Source organism: Arenibacter sp. 6A1, from assembly GCF_012272855.1.
GTDB lineage: Bacteria > Bacteroidota > Bacteroidia > Flavobacteriales > Flavobacteriaceae > Arenibacter.
Genome location: NZ_JAAXCQ010000004.1, coordinates 279090 through 298255 on the forward strand (window position 1 = coordinate 279090; position 19166 = coordinate 298255).

Here is a 19166-nt window from a genome sequence, read left to right on the forward strand (position 1 = left end):
TTCCATGAAAACCAAAATTCTAATGGTTTGCCTTGGTAATATTTGCAGGTCACCCTTGGCAGAAGGCATTCTTACCGACAAATTAGACCCTAATAACGTATTTGTAGATTCTGCTGGCACTGCCGGCTATCATCTTGAAAAAAGTCCCGACCCCCGATCTATTGCCATAGCAAGAAAGTACGGGATCGATATCAGTCAACAACGGTGCCGAAAATTCGATGTCTCAGACTTTGAGTTATTCGATCACATCTATGTTATGGACAAGAGTAATTATAAGGACATCATGGCCTTGACCAAGAACGATAAGGATCGAAAAAAAGTAAGCCTTTTATTAAAACATATAGACAGTAACTTACACGAGGTTCCCGACCCCTATTACGGTGGAGACGAAGGCTTTGAACAGGTTTATCATTTAATTGACAAGGCCTGCACTATAATAGCCAAAGAGTTAAATGCAAAATAACAGCAACAAATGGAACAAAACACAAACAGAAGAGGTAGATTATTTTTAATCCCCACTACCCTGGGCGACAACGAACCTCTTGAGGTTTTACCCATTTCGATAAAAAGAACCATTGAGGAAGTTGACCACTATATTGTAGAGAACGAAAAAACAGCCAGGCATTTCATAAAAAAAATTAGCCCTAAAAAGTCCCAACCAAGCTTACAGTTAAATTTACTGAATAAATTTACCCCTCCCGAAATTCTGCCTACTTTCTTAGATCCATGCATCGATGGTTTGGATGTGGGTATTTTATCGGAAGCCGGGTGCCCTGGCATTGCAGATCCCGGAGCAGACATCGTTGCTATTGCCCATCAAAAAGGCATACAAGTTGTTCCCTTGGTTGGCCCATCTTCTATTTTACTAGCTTTAATGGCCAGTGGTCTTAACGGTCAAAGCTTTGCCTTTAACGGCTATTTACCGATTGAATCTGGCGAAAGAAAGAAGAGTATCAAGAAATATGAGAAGACTTCTCGCGACTTTAACCAATCTCAAATATTTATAGAAACTCCTTATAGGAACAATAAATTATTTGAAGAATTATTAAAGACCCTTTCCGAAAATACTCAAATTTGTATTGGTACCGATATCACTTTACCTACAGAGTACATTAAAACCAAAACGGTAAGAGAGTGGGGAAAAGCAAAACTGGAACTCCATAAAAGACCTACGATATTTATCATCCACGCATAAAAAAAAGCCTTAACAATAAAAGTTAAGGCTTTTTTATTTTATTCATTTCATTAAATCCTAGGGTTTCGTTTAGGGGTTACATGAGAAACATCGTATCCCGAAAACTTTTTGATGTAATAATCTATACCAGTCCCAAAACTATCGCTCACATTCATGGTACCCATGGAGCGCAGATACTTTTTTACATTCCCGGCTCCTGCCAAATGCGCTGCCGCTAAAATTCCAGATTCCGTTATTTCCTGACCATTAATCACCTTTCCGACAAAACGTTTAATGTCTTTTCGGAGAATCCATTTATTCCTGGAAAGATTGGTATGAAATACCTTTTCCTGTAAAATGGGATCGTTTAAAAACCTTGTTGCATTATACACACCAAGAAGCTCTAGGGTTCCTATACCAAATTGATATTTACCCAGATAACCAAAAGCATTGGTCGTAAAGTAATTTCCTTGAGATTCCTTAAACGCTAAGGCTTCTTTAAATCCATTATAGGAGGTTCCTAAAAATGGAGGGGCAACCAGCGGCATTTTTAAAATTGTTTTGTGTTCGGGATACAAAACTTCAGTAGGTCCATTTACTCTTAAGGATTCGGGTACTTCTACCTTTTTAGTATTAAACCCAAAACCAAAACTAATAAGAATAAAAATAATGATAACGGGGAACAAATAATTTGTCCACTTTCTCATATGTTTGTTTTCTTAAGACTTATAATCAAAAAACTGATTTGCTTAAATTACAGGCTGCAAATATAAAACCGTTTTTTGAGACACCCTCTAATTTAACCAAAAATTATCTTTTGGATTAATTTTAATAGTCAAAAGACCTTATTAAAAAGTTTAGCGGTTAATCTTTTGTGCGTTGATCCAGCGCACATATTGCTCCTTATTACGGTTGTGTTGCGATAAAGTCTTGGCAAATTTATGGTAACCAAAATTTTCTACATTGGCCACGAAATACAAATAATCGTGTTTTTCCGGGTTCAATACGGCCTCTATAGCCGATATGTCGGGCATCGCTATAGGCCCAGGAGGCAAGCCTGCTACCTTGTATGTATTGTAAGGAGAATCTAATTCCAGATCCTTATAGAGCACTCGTTTAATAATGGTATCAAAATTTCCGGAATGAAGCTTTATGGCATAAATAACGGTAGGATCGGCCTGCAAAGGCATTCTTATGCGCAACCTATTAAGATAAACCCCAGCCACTCTTGGCCTTTCATCTACCTTAGCCGTTTCTTTATGTACAATAGAAGCCACTACAACTACCTCAGCCGGACTAAGACCCAAGGCCTTTGCTTTTTCCTTTCGTTTATCGTTCCAAAACCTATGGTATTCTTTAAGCATTCTGCTCATAAAGCCCTCTGCCGATGTATTCCAAAAGAACTCATAACTATTAGGAACATACATGCTCAAAGCTGTGGCTTTATTAAAACCATTATCTTCCAAAAAGTCTATATTCCTAAAGGCACTTACCAAAGAAATACTGTCCGCTTCGATCTGTTGGGAAATCCTCCCCGCAAGTTCTTCCAAGGTTTCCTGGTTATTAAAAGCCACCTTAACCGGAATATTTCCGCTTCGAAGAGAATTTATGATCTCATTATTATTCATGCTCTTTTTAACAGCATACTTACCTGCCTTCAAATGAACATCGTATCCTTTTTTCTTGGCAGCCGTTTCAAAGGTCTCCATATCTTTCAATAACGGCTCTAAACTTTCTTTTACCGATTCAAAATTGGCATCTGAAGAAACATAGATGTAGGCAGTTTCATTGCTAAATTTTGTGTTTGGCACAAAAAAGGCACTATAAACCTTATAGGTAAAATAACCGCCTACCAGTACACCTATCAATACGATTAGCAGAATAATTTTTCTTATATACATTGCTTATTTAGCTTTTGAAACAAAATTTCATTTTTAAATTTACCATTGGAAACAATCCAATCTTTTTTTACTCCTACTTTTTCGAAACCCAATTTCGCAAACAAATGAAGACTAGGGTCATTATCTTCCAAAACGTTCGTATAGATTTGTTTTAATCCAAGAACCGAAAAAACATAGTCTGTTAACAAAGCAACTGCCTCTGTACCGATACCTTTATTACGGTCTCCGGACTGACGCACTATAATCCCTAATCCTACCCTTAAGTTTTTAGGATCAAAATCGAAAAGATCAATAAAACCGATCGCACGATCATTTAGATCGCATATACACAAACGCAGTTGCTTTACTTCATAAATGTCTTTATGAGCATTTTCCAAGTAAAGTTCCAATACGTGTTTAGAATACGGCGCTGTTGTCCCACTAATCTCCCAATTCTCCGGATCATTTTCTAGGAGATAAAGAAACTCTAGGTCTTTAGGCTCCAAGGCTCTTAGGTAAATCTGTTTTCCTTTAAGGCTCAACATCTATTTCTCCTTTAAAGACTAACTTGGCCGGGCCAATTAAAAATATTTCTTTATAACCCTCTTTTGTTTTATTAAACTTCACCTGTAGTTCACCGCCTAAGGTTCCTATAGCAACCTGATTGCTTTGTGTTTTTCCGCTGTTATGCATCGCCAGGGCCACTGCCGTCACTCCTGTACCACAAGACAAGGTTTCATCTTCAACGCCTCGCTCATAAGTCCTTACACTGAACACTGCCTGGTCTTCTTGCTGAACAAAGTTAATATTACTACCTTCCTTTCCATATATTCCGTAACGCAACTTTTTCCCCTCTTTGGAAACATCAAGATCCTGAAGGTTGCTGACGATTTGCACATGGTGTGGCGATCCTGTATTTAAAAAATCGTAATGTTCCTTTTCATTAATTTCGGACACATCCTGCATTTGCAGACTCACCATATCACCGGTAATACTAGCATGGTGCAACCCATCTACGGCAATAAAAGTGGTCTCCCCTTTTATAACTTCTAGATGATTAGCAAAGGCCACCAAGCACCTACCCCCATTACCACACATACTACTCTGGTTGCCATCGGAATTGTAATACACCATTTTAAAATCGGATGCCCCGTCATTTTCCAACAAAATTAGTCCATCGGCACCAATGCCAAATTTCCTGTCACATAAAAAAGCTACCAATTTGGTATTTGATTTCGGAAAAGTCTCTTGCCGATTATCGATCATTACAAAATCATTCCCTGTCCCTTGATATTTAAAAAACTGTAGTTTCATATTGAATTTTATACCACAAAGATATAATTTTATTAAGGTTATTTTAGCAGTTAAAAAGGCGTTAAACCAAATTTATGGTTCCGAAAATATGTTAATTTTACAAAAGCTAATTCAAATATTTGTTTTTATGAAAAAAATCGGAAGTTTATTATTAGTAGCTGTTTTTGCAGGAGCAATTACCTTGGGGGCTTACAAGTTTTTTTTCGAAAAACCGAACTTTGCAATCATTTCTCAAGATAATGGTTCACGCGTATTAACAACCTCCAGCTACACACCCACCTCGGCTAGGGGAGCAGGAATTAACGAGGTAGATTTTACTTCGGCAGCAGAAAGCACTGTAAACGCTGTAGTACACGTTAAAAATGTCACCTTAAACAAGACTCCTTCGAATATCATAGAATATTTTTACGGTTCCGGAAGCACCCATAGACCTCAGGTAGGTACAGGTTCTGGCGTTGTCATTTCATCGGATGGATATATTGTCACCAATAATCACGTAATAGACAAGGCAGACCATTTACAAGTTACCCTAAACAACAATAAAACCTATGATGCCGAATTAATCGGTACCGACCCTAATACAGATATTGCTTTATTAAAAATAAATGCAGACAGGCAGCTTCCTTATTTAGCCTTTGGAGACTCGGACAATACCAAGGTCGGAGAATGGGTATTGGCCGTGGGCAACCCTTTTAACCTTACTTCTACGGTTACAGCCGGAATTGTCAGTGCCAAGGCAAGGGCATTAGGAAGAATAGACCAGTCGTTTATCCAGACCGATGCCGCGGTAAATCCAGGTAATAGCGGTGGAGCCTTAGTAAATACCAATGGTGACCTTATCGGAATTAACACAGCAATCACCTCCCAAACAGGTTCCTATGTGGGATATTCTTTTGCTGTTCCCAGTAATATTGCCAAAAAGATAGTAGAAGATATTATGGAATACGGCAACGTTCAAAAGGGAATCCTAGGGATCACCCCTCCTCGGCTATCTAGTGAATACGCCATAAAAAATGGCCTTCATAATATTGATGGCGTTTATGTGGAATCTATTGAAGAAGATTCTGGAGCCTATGATGCAGAGATGAAAACAGGTGATATCATTAAAAAAGTTGACGAGATTAACATTCATACTTCCTCCGACCTAACCGGGTATATCGCTACAAAAAGGCCAGGAGACCAGGTAAAAGTTACAGTATTGAGAGATGGTGAAAGCCTAGAATTTGATGTTACCCTAAAAGAAAGACAGACTATTGTTATTCCGGTAATCGGGTTTGAAGTAAAAAATCTTACCGAAAAAGACAAAAAGCTGTTCAGGACGAAAAAAGGAGTAAAAATCATCGGTGTTCCCGAAACTTTTAGAGCCTATGATTTAGAAGGAAAGGTATTACTTTCTTTTGGAGACCAAGAAATCAACAATATCAAAGAAGCCAAGACCTTATTTGGCAGAATCTCTAGATACGGTAGAGCCAGTATCACCATGCTAACGGCAAAAGGAGAAAAAGAAAGGCTGATTATTCAGTAAGAAAAGAAACACTAGTAAAAAGCGCCCCCTAACGGGGCGCTTTTTTTATTTCATAAATGTTTACGAAAACGTTTGAAATTTCTATTTTTACCAAAAATAACTCACCAACAACTAACAAACAACGACAAATGAATGCGAACACATTGTATGAAAAGGAATTAGCTTTTCAGGCCGACAGAAGAAAAGCCACCACCGAATTCATCAAAATCATCAGTGACCTATGGTACGACAAATCCATCGAAATTGTACTTTTCAAAAATCAAGTCATTGATAGAAACGTCAGCGATATTATCAACCTACACGAATACGCTGGTCAATTTGTCCAAAAGCCCATTTCCATTTTCGATTCTGTGGAAATCTTAAGAACCATCAACGATATTAATTTACCACCGTCCAAACTAGACATTGGAAAACTTACTTATGAATATCATTCGGACCATGATAGCGCCAGCGACATCAATAGCTTTATCATGGAAAAGCTGGAAAAAGCCAAATCTTGTGAAGAAATAATCCCGAAAGATGTAGTATTGTACGGTTTTGGTAGGATTGGCAGGTTAATTGCACGAGAATTAATGGCTAAAACAGGCAAGGGCAATCAGCTAAGACTAAGGGCCATTGTTACTCGGGGTGCTATTACAGCCGAGATTCTAGAAAAAAGAGCCAATTTATTACGGACAGATTCTGTTCACGGCCAGTTTATGGGTACTGTAGATATAGATTTAAAAAAGCGGGCCATGATTATTAACGGCACTACTGTTCATATGATCAGTGCCGACCAGCCAGAAGATATTGATTATACTGCTTTCGGAATTTCATCGGCCTTAATAATAGATAATACAGGTGCCTACAGGACCAATGAAGCCTTGAGCAGACATTTAAAATCCAATGGTGCCAGTCAAGTGTTACTTACTGCCCCAGGAAAGGATGTTCCTAATATTGTACATGGTGTCAATCACCTAAAATTTGATCCTAGCACTACTAAAATATTTTCAGCAGCCTCTTGTACAACAAACGCCATTACTCCAATCCTTAAGGCGGTAGAGGAATCATTGGGCATCGAAAAAGGACATATAGAAACCATTCATGCCTACACCAATGACCAAAACTTGGTAGACAACATGCACGGAAAATACAGGCGTGGAAGAGCTGCTGCTCTAAATATGGTGATTACCGAAACCGGTGCTGGCAATGCAGTAAGCAAAGCATTACCACAACTAAAAGGTAAATTCACTTCCAATGCTATTAGAGTCCCTGTTCCAAATGGCTCGTTGGCTATTTTAAATATAGCGATAAAAAGCAAAACGTCTAAAGAAACCATTAATGCTATCATTAAAAAATATGCTTTGGAAGGCGACTTGGTAGAACAGATAAAATACTCGATGAGCCAAGAATTGGTTTCTACAGATATTGTAGGCACTTCCGCGCCGGCTATTTATGACAGTGCCGCAACCATAGTTTCGGAAGACGGAAAAAACCTTGTTCTATATATATGGTATGACAACGAATACGGCTATTCTAATCAGGTCATCAGATTGGCGAAATACATCGCTAAGGTCAGAAGATTTACTTACTATTAATAAGAAGCAAACCCTAAACCTAAGAAAAGGACGCTACCACGGTTTTCTAATACAAAACTAGGTAGTGTCCCTTTTTTTTTCTTAATTGGGATTATTAAAGTACTTTTGTCTGTTCAAAATCAGTATTAACAATAAGAATTACATAAATGAAATTTTCGAAAATACTCTTTATTGTAATGGCTCTATTGTCATTTAACATTCACTTTTCCCAAACGGCGGAAGAAGAAACAGACAAGCTTTCTTTAGATGAGGGTCCAGTGAGTTCACAATTTGAGTATATCTCCGTTAAATCGGGAAATTACAGGGCCGATGGCATTCGGTACGAAGTAGTAAAGGAATCTAATCTACTGAAGTTAAGACAAAACGTATTAGATTCTATCAATGAATATTACAAAGAGATAAATAAACTCAATGCTACCATTCAGGGGCAGGAAGAAACTGTAGCTTCTTTAAACCAGAAACTGGAAGAAACAACAAATACCCTTGTTGCCGTAACGGAAGAAAAAGACAGCATGTCGTTTTTAGGATTATTAGTAGCAAAAAGCACCTATAATTTTATCGTATGGGCTATTATAGCTGGCCTACTGTTACTTTTATTGTTCTTTATTTACAAGTTTAGAAACAGTAACATCCTAACCCAGGAAGCCAAAACATCCCTTGCCGAAGTAGAAGTTGAATTTGAAGATCACAGAAGACGCGCCTTGGAAAGAGAGCAAAAGATTAGCCGACAATTACAGGACGAGATTAATAAGCAAAAAAAGACAAAATAAAAAAAGCTCCTAATGGAGCTTTTTTTATGTCTTGCTAGCGCCTACTTCCCGTTTTTTAAAACGACCTCCCTTAAGAAATAGTTTTAATCCTAAAGGATATTTACTAAATCCAGATATATTGGTTTTAATTTCCGACCACAAAACTATTTTTTAAGAAAAATGGGCGTCCGATCCTTTTTTTTACAGCTCACTTTACCGTGCTTATATCCTGTACCGTAAGATTTTAAACCACCATGACATATTGTTCTTATCCTAATTAAGTTCCAAGTGATGCGTTATACTATCAGGAAGCAACACAAAGCTATAGACAATTCTTATTCCTACTACTAAGTGTTGCCTAAAGATTCGCAAGGTTTCCTTACTTTTGCATGGCTCCTTAATAAAGGAATTGACAAACTGCTTATCCATTAAAAGATGCGAATAGATATCATCACCGTAGTACCAGATATATTAAAAAGTCCGTTCGAGGCTTCCATATTAAAAAGATCTATAGAAAAAAACATTGTTGAAGTCCACGTACACAATTTACGCGACTACACCGACTTAAGTTACAACCAGGTTGACGATTACCAATTTGGAGGTGGTGCAGGGATGGTTTTAATGATAGAACCTATTGATAAATGTATCACAGCCTTAAAAAAGGAGCGCGATTATGACGAGGTAATTTATATGACTCCAGACGGGGTTACCTTAAATCAAAAAATAGCCAATAGTCTATCGTTACTTAATAATATCATTATTTTATGCGGACATTATAAGGGGGTAGACCAAAGGGTTAGGGATCTGTTTATTACTAAAGAGATCTCTATCGGCGATTATGTTTTATCTGGTGGTGAGCTTGGAGCCGCTGTTTTGTGCGACACCATTATTCGACTTATACCAGGAGTATTGAGCAATGAAACTTCGGCCTTAACGGACACCTTCCAGGACAACCTACTTGCCCCTCCCGTATACACAAGGCCTGCAGAATATAAAGGCACCAAAGTACCCGATGTCTTATTAAGCGGAAACTTCCCAAAAATTGAAGAATGGCGTGAAGACGAGGCATATAAACGCACTGAAAGACTGCGCCCCGATCTATTGGAATAAACTTATACTTTTAACTTGTTGGGTGGTAACCAGTGGAAGGTAGCACAAACGATTTCAAAAGACATCCTAAGGCATTGGTAAGGAAATTCCATGCCACCACGTATGGCAATAAGGCCACAAATGTATCGGGAACAACTTTTGCAAGTAAAATCAATTTCAATTCCTTGTTGTTTACAAATAAATAATTACTTTTGCAGTCAATTAAATCAACCTCTGACGAAAATCGTGAAAGTTGGCTTAAGCTAATAATATAATAGTATTATATAATGGAAGATTTATTAAAATTTGTACAAGACGAATTTATTCCTAAAAAGGATTTCCCTAACTTTTCTGCTGGTGACACAATAACTGTTTACTACGAAATTAAGGAAGGTGAAAAAACAAGAACACAGTTTTTTAAAGGTGTTGTTATTCAAAGAAGAGGTCAAGGCGGTACTGAAACTTTTACAATCCGTAAAATGTCAGGAACTGTTGGGGTAGAACGTATTTTCCCTGTAAACATGCCTGCACTTCAAAAAATTGAAGTTAACAAAAGAGGTAAAGTTCGTAGAGCTCGTATTTTCTACTTTAGAGAACTTACTGGTAAAAAAGCAAGAATTAAGGAGATTCGCTCCTAAGCAGCATATTATAGTCGATAAAAAAGCATCTTTTTCATTAAAGATGCTTTTTTTTTATGCCTTAAAATCAGCCTCCAAATAATCTCATAACTAACTGATGTTAAAGTTATTAAAACATTTGGTTATTCGATAAAAGTTTATTACTTTTAATAAAGATCAAAACATAAGGAGTTTATGTTGGTCTTATAAAGTTCACGTTCTTTATTTCATTGTTAAATTCTTTTTGTAGCGCGGAACCATTAGTAAAATGGTAAGCCCTCAAAAAATGATTCGATAGATTACGAAGTGCCTTTTTAGGTACACCGTTGAAAAAAGTCGGACATTTAAACAATGAAAAAGAAACATGGTTTATCGCTTGGTTATAATATGAGAGATAAGTAATGTTTCAAACGTAGAAACAGTCATGCAAATGCAATCAAGGGTTGCCGTTTTGTTATAAAACAGAATAATAAGTTTGTAAACTGTTTCTAGAAAGCCATATCAAGGTATAATCTGCAATGATATGGCTTTTATTTTTTTCCAAAAATCACTTCTTTAGAGCATATCCCTTCAAATGCCTGCATTTTATTCACAAAATAAGGTAATATTAAAACTTTGGCACTTTAATTAGCATTTATAAAATTGTATATTTGTTCCGCTTAAACTTAAAAACTTAGATACAAATGCCAAAAATTTTATATACCAAAACGGACGAAGCTCCTGCATTAGCAACCCAATCTTTTCTCCCCATAGTAAAGGCATTTACGAAGACAGCCGGAATAGAAGTCGAATTAAAAGACATCTCTCTTGCTGGTAGAATTATCGCTACCTTTCCTGAAAACCTTGAGGAGTCACAGAAAATTTCGGACGACTTGGTAGAGTTGGGTAAATTGGCAAAATTGCCCGATACCAACATCATAAAATTACCGAACATTAGTGCCTCTGTACCTCAGTTAAATGAAGCCATAGCTGAAATTCAAAAAAAAGGATACAACATTCCTAGCTACCCTACAGAACCAAAAAACCAGGAAGAAGAATTAATTAAAGCGAAATACGACAAAATAAAAGGTAGTGCAGTAAACCCAGTATTACGTGAAGGAAATTCGGATCGTAGAGCCCCTAGAGCTGTAAAAAACTACGCAAAGAAAAACCCTCACTCTATGGGAGCATGGGAGGCTAGTTCAAAAACCCATGTTGCAACGATGGGACAAGGCGATTTCAAATCCAACGAAAAATCACTAACCCTAGAAGAAGCTACAAACGTATCCGTTGTTCTTACGAAAACTGATGGCGATAAAATTGTTCTAAAAGACAACATCTCCCTATTAGCTGGCGAAATCATCGATAGCACTGTCTTGAGCAAAAACGCTTTATTAGCCTTTTTAGAAGCACAAATTAAAGAAGCAAAAGATCAAGGAGTTTTGTTTTCCTTGCATATGAAGGCTACCATGATGAAGGTTTCCGACCCTATTATTTTTGGTCACGCCGTAAAAGTCTTTTTCGCCGACGTATTTAAAAAATATGAAACAACTTTCGAAAAATTAGGCGTTAATGCCAATGACGGATTAGATAGTTTACTCAACAAAATAAAAGAACTCCCTGAGGCCGAACGTCAGTCTATTGAAGCCGATATTGCAACAGCTATTAAGGAAGGACCAGACATGGCCATGGTTAATTCTGATAAAGGAATCACCAATCTTCATGTACCTAGCGATATTATTATTGATGCTTCTATGCCTGCCATGATCAGAAATTCTGGTCAAATGTGGAATGCAGCTGGAAAATCTCAAGATACCAAGGCGGTTATTCCCGATAGCAGCTATGCAAGTGTGTACACAGAGACCATAAACTTTTGTAAGAAACACGGTGCTTTTGACCCTACCACAATGGGTACCGTTCCTAATGTTGGGCTAATGGCCCAAAAGGCCGAGGAATACGGTTCTCACGATAAAACTTTTGAGATTTCTTCCAAAGGTACAGTAGCCGTTATAGATAAGACTACAGGAGCTACTCTTCTTGAGCACCAAGTAGAAGAAGGTGATATCTGGAGAATGTGCCAAGTGAAAGATGCGCCAATCCAAGACTGGGTAAAACTAGCCGTAACAAGAGCAAGAGCTTCTAAAGATCCAGCGATTTTTTGGTTGGATGAAAACAGAGCTCATGATGCAGAATTGATCAAGAAAGTACAAGCTTACTTGCCTTCTCATGATACTAGTGGCCTGGACATTAAAATTATGTCACCAGAAAAAGCAACTGCTTACACCCTAGAACGCTTGAAGGCTGGAAAAGATACTATTTCTGTTACCGGAAATGTATTGCGTGATTATTTGACAGATCTATTTCCTATCTTAGAAGTTGGGACTAGTGCTAAAATGTTATCCATTGTTCCTTTAATGAATGGAGGAGGTCTTTTTGAAACTGGTGCAGGAGGTTCTGCCCCAAAACATGTAGAGCAATTTTTATCTGAAGGACACCTTAGATGGGATTCTCTTGGAGAATTCTTAGCGTTAGGGGTTTCATTGGAACACCACGGAGAGAAGAATAACAATAAAAAAGCCTTGATATTGGCCGATGCCTTGGATGCAGCGACCGAAAAATTCTTGGACAACGATAAATCGCCGTCCAGAAAAGTAAAGGAATTGGACAATAGAGGAAGTCATTTCTATTTGGCTATGTATTGGGCACAAGCTTTGGCAGCACAAAACAAGGACGAAGAGTTAAAATCCATTTTTACGCCTATCGCTGAAAAGTTAACTAAAAACGAATCCGAAATTTTGGATCAATTAAATAATTCTCAAGGTTCTCCTGTTAATGTTGGAGGCTACTACTTAGCAGATGATGCCCTTGTAGCACAAGCTATGAGACCTAGTGCAACATTAAATACTATTATAGATAACATCTAATAGGATTTTTATAAAGCTTAAAAGGCCTTCTCTGTAGTAGAGAAGGCCTTTTTGCATTTAATAACCCATGGTGCTTTTTATAACTAAAAAATAATGATATTTTTATTTCAAATTATTCTACATGCGGAAGCTCCAAAAAATCTTTATTCTTTCCTTTATAATAAGTGCCTTTCCGTTGTTTTCGCAAGAAAAATTTACTCTTAGCGGCTCTATAATCCAAGCATCGAGCAACGAAACCCTTATTGGCGTTACCATAGCTTTTCCTTCTCTAGGGACTGGTGTCATTACCAATGAATATGGTTTTTATTCTATTACGCTTCCAAAAGGCAGTTACGACATTGTTGTAGGCTCCTTAGGTTTCAAAGAAATAAGGCGTCGAATTGACCTATTTGAAAACAAACAAATGAGTTTTCAGCTTCAAGAAAGTTCGGAACAATTAAAAGAAGTAGTAGTCACCCAGAAAACTGACCAACTGCAGCTCAGAAAACCACAGATGAGTATAAACTCACTTTCTGCCAGTAGTATAAAAAAAATACCGGTAGTTTTTGGAGAATCTGATGTTATTAAATCTATCCTTTTACTTCCTGGAGTTACAAGTGCCGGGGAAGGGGCTTCTGGTTTTAACGTAAGAGGCGGGGCTGCCGATCAAAACTTAATTTTGTTAGATGAGGCCATTATCTTTAACTCTTCACATTTATTTGGGTTCTTTTCCGTTTTCAATCCAGATGCCATTAAAAATATAAAATTATACAAAGGAGGTATCCCTGCCAAATACGGTGGTCGACTATCCTCGGTTTTGGACATCTATCAAAAGGAAGGAAACAGCAAGACTTTTAAAATGAGTGGTGGCATCGGTGCCGTATCGAGCCGATTGTTATTAGAAGGACCTTTAAAACAGGAAAAAGGAGCCTTTCTAATTGGAGGAAGAGCCTCCTATGCGCATTTATTCCTACCGCTTTTTGACAATAAAAACAAGGCTTATTTTTATGATCTAAATACCAAACTAAATTATAAACTAAACGATCATAACAATATTTTACTTTCCGGATACTTCGGAAGGGATGTTTTTAATATTTCAGAAAATTTTATAAATACCTACGGGAACTCGGTTTTTAATTTCCGGTGGAACCACCTTTTTTCCGATCAATTATTTTCAAACCTGTCTTTAATTTATTCTGATTATTTCTATGGACTAGAATTAGATTTTGTCGGATTTAAATGGAATTCGGGCATCCGGAATTTTAATATAAAATACGATTTTAAACATTACCTTTCCAATACTTTTCAACTGAATTATGGGGTGCATAATATTTACCATTATTTTAATCCAGGAGAGATAAAACCCAATAGGGAGAGTTCTGGAATTACTGCCGATAAATTGACCGACAAATACGCGAATGAATTTGGAGCCTATATAGATACCGAACACAGCATTTCGGATAAACTAAGCCTTCAATATGGGCTACGGTGGAGCAATTTTATTCGATTGGGGCAAGATGAGTTATTTATATACGCCAATGACAATCCGGTAATTTTCAATGAAGAATATCAAATCTATGAAAAGGCCACCCCTATCGGGGCAGAGAGTTTTAAAAGAAGTGATCATCTAGCTACTTATAATGCCTTAGAACCTAGAATATCCTTGGCCTATAGCATTAACGACAAAAGCTCCTTTAAGGCAAGCTACAATCACATGGTTCAGTATTTAAGTCTGCTATCCAATACCAGTTCCCCTACCCCACTAGATGTTTGGGCTCCTAGCGGCAGATATGTTAAGCCACAACTATTGGATCAATACGCCATAGGTTATTTTAAAAACTTTAAGGACAGCGAATACAGTATTGAATCTGAAGTTTATTATAAGGACATTAGCAATCGAATAGATTATATAGACGGAGCAGATTTAATAGCCAATGATGCTATAGAACAGGTGTTTTTGAATGGTGAAGCAAGAGCTTACGGGCTAGAAATACTATTCAGAAAGCAAGAAGGCGCCTTCAAAGGATGGCTATCCTATACACTTTCTAAATCAGAACAGAGAACCCCCGGAAGAATTACAAGCGAACCTGGCATCAATGATGGTAAATGGTACGATAGTGCGTATGATAAAACCCATGACATTTCTTTGAATACCTCCTATGAACTGAACAAAAAATGGAGTTTTAACGGTAACTTTATTTTCCAAACCGGACAACCCACCAATTACCCAACTGGTCAGTATCAGTTTAAAAATCTGGTGATTCCTATTTATGGTAATCGCAACGAAACACGATTGCCTAATTATCATCGTTTAGATCTTTCGGCCACTTTAACACCTCGCAAAAATGAGGGAAGAAGATGGAAAACCGAATGGGTTTTTAGTATTTACAATTTATACAATCGTCGCAATGCGGCTTCCATAAATTTTAGCCAAAATGAGGACACTAAAATGAATGAAGCCGTCAGGACCTCTATTTTTGGATTAGTACCATCCGTAACCTATAATTTTAAATTTTAATAAAATGATCAGGAAACTCTTTTTACTGCTTATGGTCAAGGCTTTTTTAGGTTGTGAAGATGTTATCGAGGTGGAGTTGCCCACCAGCGAAACAAAGCTTGTGATAGACGCACATTTTGGCCTGTATTTAAACGAGGACCCCCAAATGATAGATGGTGCCGTGATATTAAGCTTATCTGCTCCTTTTTTTGATAATGAAACACCTCCTGCCAACGGAGCCACTGTTTTCATAACCGATTTGGACCTAAATAGGCGTTATGAGTTTCAAGAAATGGAGAATTCTGGTGTTTATTTCCCTAAAAACAACAATTTCCCTTCCAATGCTCAATCAACTTATGAATTAACGGTAGTGTATGACGGAGATACTTATAAAGGAGAGGCAAACTTAATTCCAAGTGTTCCAATAGACGACATCTCACAAGGTGACGACACCCTTTTTAGTGGTGATGAAACTGAAATTATAGTAAAGTTCACGGATAATAAAGATCGAGAAGACTATTACCTATTTACTTTAGGCGCCAATTTATATTTAACCACCGATGACCGTTTTTACAATGGTGAACAGTTTGTGTTTTCTTATTTTTATAAGGATATCGATCCAGGGAAAGAGATTACCGTAAAGATTAATGGTGTAGATAAACAATTTTACGATTACATGAGAATCCTAATTGAACAAAGTGGGCAAAACGGCGGCGGACCTTTTGAATCTACACCATCCCTCGTTCGTGGTAACATGATCAATACTACTAGGCCTGACAACTTTCCCCTAGGATATTTTTCATTATCGGAAGCCTTTAAAAAATCTTTGGTTATTGAATAAATCCGTTGTTTATCATAAAATCCTATAACAGCCGCTATTTCGATTCAAAAAATAAAATAACGAAACCTGTAAAGCTGTTGCTAGTATGGATATACTTCCTTTCGCCTCCCCTATACCTCTATGTCCCTAAATTCATTGCACAATATTCCTTCCTAAATCAGCTGTCCATTTCACCTTTAAAATAGTCATATATTTTTTCCGTCAATAATTTAGCGGCATTGTCCATACTATATTGTACAGAATAATTAGAATCCATAATTTCCAAAACCTCGGTCAAACCTTTATTTTTTAAAAGACTGGGATCAATGTCCAATTTCCCACATACTGCAACGACCGGAATCTGATATTCTTGCCCAATTTCCATTACTCCCTTTATCAGTTTTCCATGAAGCGTTTGTTTATCTATCTTGCCTTCTCCAGTAATGATGTAGTCAATTTTTGTTTCTTCTAACAAGTTTGACACTTCTGCCATTTGAAAAAGAAAGTTAATACCACTGATAAATTCGGCATTAAAAAATGCCTTTAACCCATATGCAGTACCTCCTGCAGCCCCTGTACCAGGAAGTAAAGCATCGTCTGTACCGAAGGTGTTTCTAACAATACTAGATAAATGCTGTAATCCATCGTCTAAAGCTTTTATTTCAGCGCTATCGGCCCCTTTTTGTTTGGCATAGACGTAAGCCGCGCCCTTCGCCCCAAACAACGGATTACTGACATCGTTGACGGCGATAAAGGATACTCCTTGGCAAGGAAAATTCCCTTCAACGCGCTCTATACGGGAAATATGGACCAGGTTTTTACCTATAGCCCTCAATTCATTCCCGTTTGAATCTAGAAATCGATAGCCCAAAACACTGGCTATTCCCATTCCTCCATCATTGGTGGCACTACCCCCCAAGCCTATTACAATCTGTTTGGCCCCCTTCATAATAGCATCTTTTATCTGGATTCCCGTGCCTTTTGTTGAAGTTTCCATGACATTTAGTTCAGAAGAAGAAAGCAGCGCTATGCCAGAAGCTTTGGCCAATTCTATATAAGCCGTTTTAGTTGTTTTGTCATATAAGTAATAAGCCCGTATTGGTCTGCCCAATGGATCAATAGTCTCCACTTCTACCTTATCTAGATCCTTATAATTGTTAACTGTATCTAAAAATCCATCTCCTCCATCGGATGCCAATACCGAAAAGATTTCTGTTTTTGGTGCCATTCGAAGAATGCCTTTGGAGAGGGCTAGAATAACTTCTTCTGCCCTTAGGGAACCTTTAAACTTATCGGGAATCAATAAAACTTTCATAAAAAAGTAATTATTATGCTATAATGACCATAAATTAATGAAATACTTTTAAGAACCATTCCCTTATCAAATAATAAAGTCTTTCATTATTTCGATGCCATTCATTATTCAAAATATCAAACACAACATTACCCATTTAGGTCTGCTAATGTTACGCATTATTAGTATTTTTGGGTGATCCCATAATGGTGTCATCATACCGACAAACCCAATTCAATTTCATTGCTTCTTTTTATAGTAGGCACAAGAATTAGGAATTGTCATACCCGCAGGTATAAATGTATGATCATGTATGATTTTTAAATAATAAGATGAGAACAGACAAGGCTTTACTATTAAAAGGCGTTAAATATATTGCCTATACTATAGCGTTAATGTTTACGGCACCAGTGGTCATTTACCAGGCTTTTAAAAACGAGGAACACCCTTTGTACTGGCCTGTATTAATTACCGGTCTTTTGTTGGCTATCGCAGCCATTAGTTTTGGTTTCTATAGTATTAAGACTATTATGGATGCTCTTTTCAACAAAAAGAAATAACCCTTATTTTTCAAAAACAGTAGTATGATTTTATTTATAGACATGGACGAAGTGTTCGCGGACGCCTACAACGCCCATATTGAACTTTATAATAAAGCATTTTCAGAAAACTTGAAAGCAGAAGATTGTTTAGGCCGCGAAGTATGGCAATGCGTACCCAAACATCATCAGGACAGTATTAGGAAACATGCTTTTACCGATGGTTTTTTTAGCAATCTAAGACCTATCAAAGACAGTCAGGAAGTCATTAAAGAATTAACCGAGAAATACGAAGTTTACGTTGCCTCGGCGGCCATGGAGTACCCTAACTCCTTACGAGAAAAAAGCGATTGGTTAGATCTACATTTCCCGTTCATACATTGGAAAAACCGTATTCTATGTGGCAATAAACACATTCTTTCTGGTGATATATTAATCGATGACCGCGCTTACAACCTTGAAAATTTTAAGGGTCGAAAGATTTTATTTACCTCTCCTCACAATGTACATACCGAAGGATACGAACGCGCAAACAACTGGCGTGAAGTAGCAGGTCTTTTGCTATAATTCTTTTGATATAGCCTATTAAGCCGATTTGGTAATTTCCTCAGAGAACGAAATTAGTGTTAAATCTCAGGAAGCTCCCCTAAAAAAACCATGTTTTCACAGATCATATTGGAATAGCCCAAAGTTAATTTTTTGGGCGTTCCCTCCTTCGTCGGTCGGGCTCTTCGCTGTATCCCTTGCGCCGCTGCGGGGATGCCGCTGCGATCCCTAACGCGGGAAACAATTAACAATAACCAATTAGCAGTAAACACTGTAAAAAATGTACCAATTAATTAATGTAACAATGTAAAATGAAATAATTCTGGAATTCGGGAATTTGAAAATGAGTTGATTTAATTGCTGCGTAATGTAATAGTGTAACAATTTGTTGAATTACAAAGGAATTGACCGCTAGTGCGAGTGTCACGCTTGTACCGAGTAGCATAAGAAGCTGTATTTAATAAAACGGAACTGGCCTAAAGGGTGTATAGGAACATAAAAAGAAATGTCCTAGAAGCAGGATTTGGCGGTATGATTATTTTGGATAGGAATGGCCCTCAAAGTCGGGAGACTTTGCGGATCTACTTTGCGGAACTACTTTGCGGAAGGGCAAAAAAAAAGTCCCTTCATTTTCATGAAGGGACTCTTAAAAAAAGGCGGCGG

18 protein-coding genes are annotated in these 19166 nt (G+C 37.5%); 12 read left to right on the forward strand and 6 right to left on the reverse strand.

What is annotated here, in order from left to right; genetic code table 11:
* Positions 1 to 4 precede the first annotated feature (4 nt).
* On the forward strand, positions 5 to 463 hold the full coding sequence (locus tag HCG49_RS05265; protein ID WP_168468493.1) for a low molecular weight protein-tyrosine-phosphatase: 459 nt from the start codon (positions 5 to 7) through the stop codon (positions 461 to 463).
* Positions 464 to 472: 9 nt separating this feature from the next.
* Positions 473 to 1195: an SAM-dependent methyltransferase gene (locus HCG49_RS05270; protein WP_168468494.1), complete on the forward strand. Its 723-nt coding sequence runs from the start codon at positions 473 to 475 to the stop codon at positions 1193 to 1195.
* Between the two features lie 50 nt (positions 1196 to 1245).
* Here the strand turns inward: HCG49_RS05270 and HCG49_RS05275 are convergent, their stop codons facing one another.
* The 4 genes from HCG49_RS05275 to dapF all read right to left on the reverse strand — a co-directional run bounded on the left by HCG49_RS05275 (position 1246) and on the right by dapF (position 4368).
* Positions 1246 to 1881: a hypothetical protein gene (locus tag HCG49_RS05275; RefSeq protein ID WP_072765311.1), complete on the reverse strand. Its 636-nt coding sequence runs from the start codon at positions 1879 to 1881 to the stop codon at positions 1246 to 1248.
* 150 nt (positions 1882 to 2031) lie between these two features.
* Positions 2032 to 3075: an endolytic transglycosylase MltG gene (gene mltG, locus HCG49_RS05280; RefSeq protein WP_168468495.1), complete on the reverse strand. Its 1044-nt coding sequence runs from the start codon at positions 3073 to 3075 to the stop codon at positions 2032 to 2034.
* Complete coding sequence (locus HCG49_RS05285; RefSeq protein WP_168468496.1) at positions 3066 to 3599, reverse strand: GNAT family N-acetyltransferase; 534 nt, start codon at positions 3597 to 3599, stop codon at positions 3066 to 3068. The genes mltG and HCG49_RS05285 overlap by 10 nt, the downstream gene beginning before the upstream one ends.
* Positions 3586 to 4368, reverse strand: a complete 783-nt coding sequence (gene dapF / locus HCG49_RS05290) for a diaminopimelate epimerase (protein WP_168468497.1) — start codon at positions 4366 to 4368, stop codon at positions 3586 to 3588. The genes HCG49_RS05285 and dapF overlap by 14 nt, the downstream gene beginning before the upstream one ends.
* A 127-nt stretch (positions 4369 to 4495) precedes the next feature.
* On the opposite strand from dapF, the gene HCG49_RS05295 reads away from it, so the two are divergent.
* The 4 genes from HCG49_RS05295 (at position 4496) to trmD (ending at position 9329) form a co-directional block, all read left to right on the forward strand.
* A complete protein-coding gene (locus HCG49_RS05295; protein WP_168468498.1) occupies positions 4496 to 5893 on the forward strand; it encodes a S1C family serine protease in 1398 nt (465 codons plus the stop codon).
* 128 nt (positions 5894 to 6021) lie between these two features.
* The gene (locus HCG49_RS05300) at positions 6022 to 7470 is read left to right on the forward strand and encodes a glyceraldehyde-3-phosphate dehydrogenase (protein WP_168468499.1); all 1449 of its coding nucleotides are present in this window, start codon (positions 6022 to 6024) and stop codon (positions 7468 to 7470) included.
* 146 nt (positions 7471 to 7616) lie between these two features.
* Complete coding sequence (locus HCG49_RS05305; protein ID WP_168468500.1) at positions 7617 to 8240, forward strand: tRNA (guanine-N1)-methyltransferase; 624 nt, start codon at positions 7617 to 7619, stop codon at positions 8238 to 8240.
* Positions 8241 to 8654: 414 nt separating this feature from the next.
* Positions 8655 to 9329, forward strand: coding sequence for a tRNA (guanosine(37)-N1)-methyltransferase TrmD (gene trmD, locus HCG49_RS05310; RefSeq protein WP_168468501.1), 675 nt, complete (start codon positions 8655 to 8657; stop codon positions 9327 to 9329).
* A gap of 10 nt (positions 9330 to 9339) precedes the next feature.
* Here the strand turns inward: trmD and HCG49_RS05315 are convergent, their stop codons facing one another.
* The gene (locus tag HCG49_RS05315) at positions 9340 to 9489 is read right to left on the reverse strand and encodes a hypothetical protein (protein WP_168468502.1); all 150 of its coding nucleotides are present in this window, start codon (positions 9487 to 9489) and stop codon (positions 9340 to 9342) included.
* A 106-nt stretch (positions 9490 to 9595) separates the two neighbouring features.
* Between HCG49_RS05315 and rplS the strand changes: the two genes are divergently transcribed.
* The 4 genes from rplS to HCG49_RS05335 all read left to right on the forward strand — a co-directional run bounded on the left by rplS (position 9596) and on the right by HCG49_RS05335 (position 16145).
* The gene (gene rplS / locus HCG49_RS05320; RefSeq protein WP_168468503.1) at positions 9596 to 9946 is read left to right on the forward strand and encodes a 50S ribosomal protein L19; all 351 of its coding nucleotides are present in this window, start codon (positions 9596 to 9598) and stop codon (positions 9944 to 9946) included.
* A 662-nt stretch (positions 9947 to 10608) separates the two neighbouring features.
* Positions 10609 to 12828 (forward strand): NADP-dependent isocitrate dehydrogenase, encoded by a 2220-nt coding sequence (locus HCG49_RS05325; RefSeq protein ID WP_168468504.1) that lies wholly within the window; start codon positions 10609 to 10611, stop codon positions 12826 to 12828.
* Between the two features lie 121 nt (positions 12829 to 12949).
* Positions 12950 to 15325, forward strand: a complete 2376-nt coding sequence (locus tag HCG49_RS05330) for a TonB-dependent receptor (RefSeq protein WP_168468505.1) — start codon at positions 12950 to 12952, stop codon at positions 15323 to 15325.
* Positions 15326 to 15329: 4 nt separating this feature from the next.
* Complete coding sequence (locus HCG49_RS05335) at positions 15330 to 16145, forward strand: DUF4249 family protein (RefSeq protein WP_168468506.1); 816 nt, start codon at positions 15330 to 15332, stop codon at positions 16143 to 16145.
* 157 nt (positions 16146 to 16302) lie between these two features.
* On the opposite strand, the gene HCG49_RS05340 is transcribed toward HCG49_RS05335, so the two are convergent.
* Positions 16303 to 17439 carry a glycerate kinase gene (locus HCG49_RS05340; protein WP_168468507.1) on the reverse strand — a complete coding sequence of 379 codons (1137 nt, stop codon included), beginning with the start codon at positions 17437 to 17439 and terminating at the stop codon, positions 16303 to 16305.
* A gap of 311 nt (positions 17440 to 17750) precedes the next feature.
* Between HCG49_RS05340 and HCG49_RS05345 the strand changes: the two genes are divergently transcribed.
* On the forward strand, positions 17751 to 17978 hold the full coding sequence (locus HCG49_RS05345; RefSeq protein ID WP_072765322.1) for a DUF6095 family protein: 228 nt from the start codon (positions 17751 to 17753) through the stop codon (positions 17976 to 17978).
* 24 nt (positions 17979 to 18002) lie between these two features.
* The gene (locus HCG49_RS05350) at positions 18003 to 18524 is read left to right on the forward strand and encodes a 5' nucleotidase, NT5C type (protein WP_168468508.1); all 522 of its coding nucleotides are present in this window, start codon (positions 18003 to 18005) and stop codon (positions 18522 to 18524) included.
* Positions 18525 to 19166 lie beyond the last annotated feature (642 nt).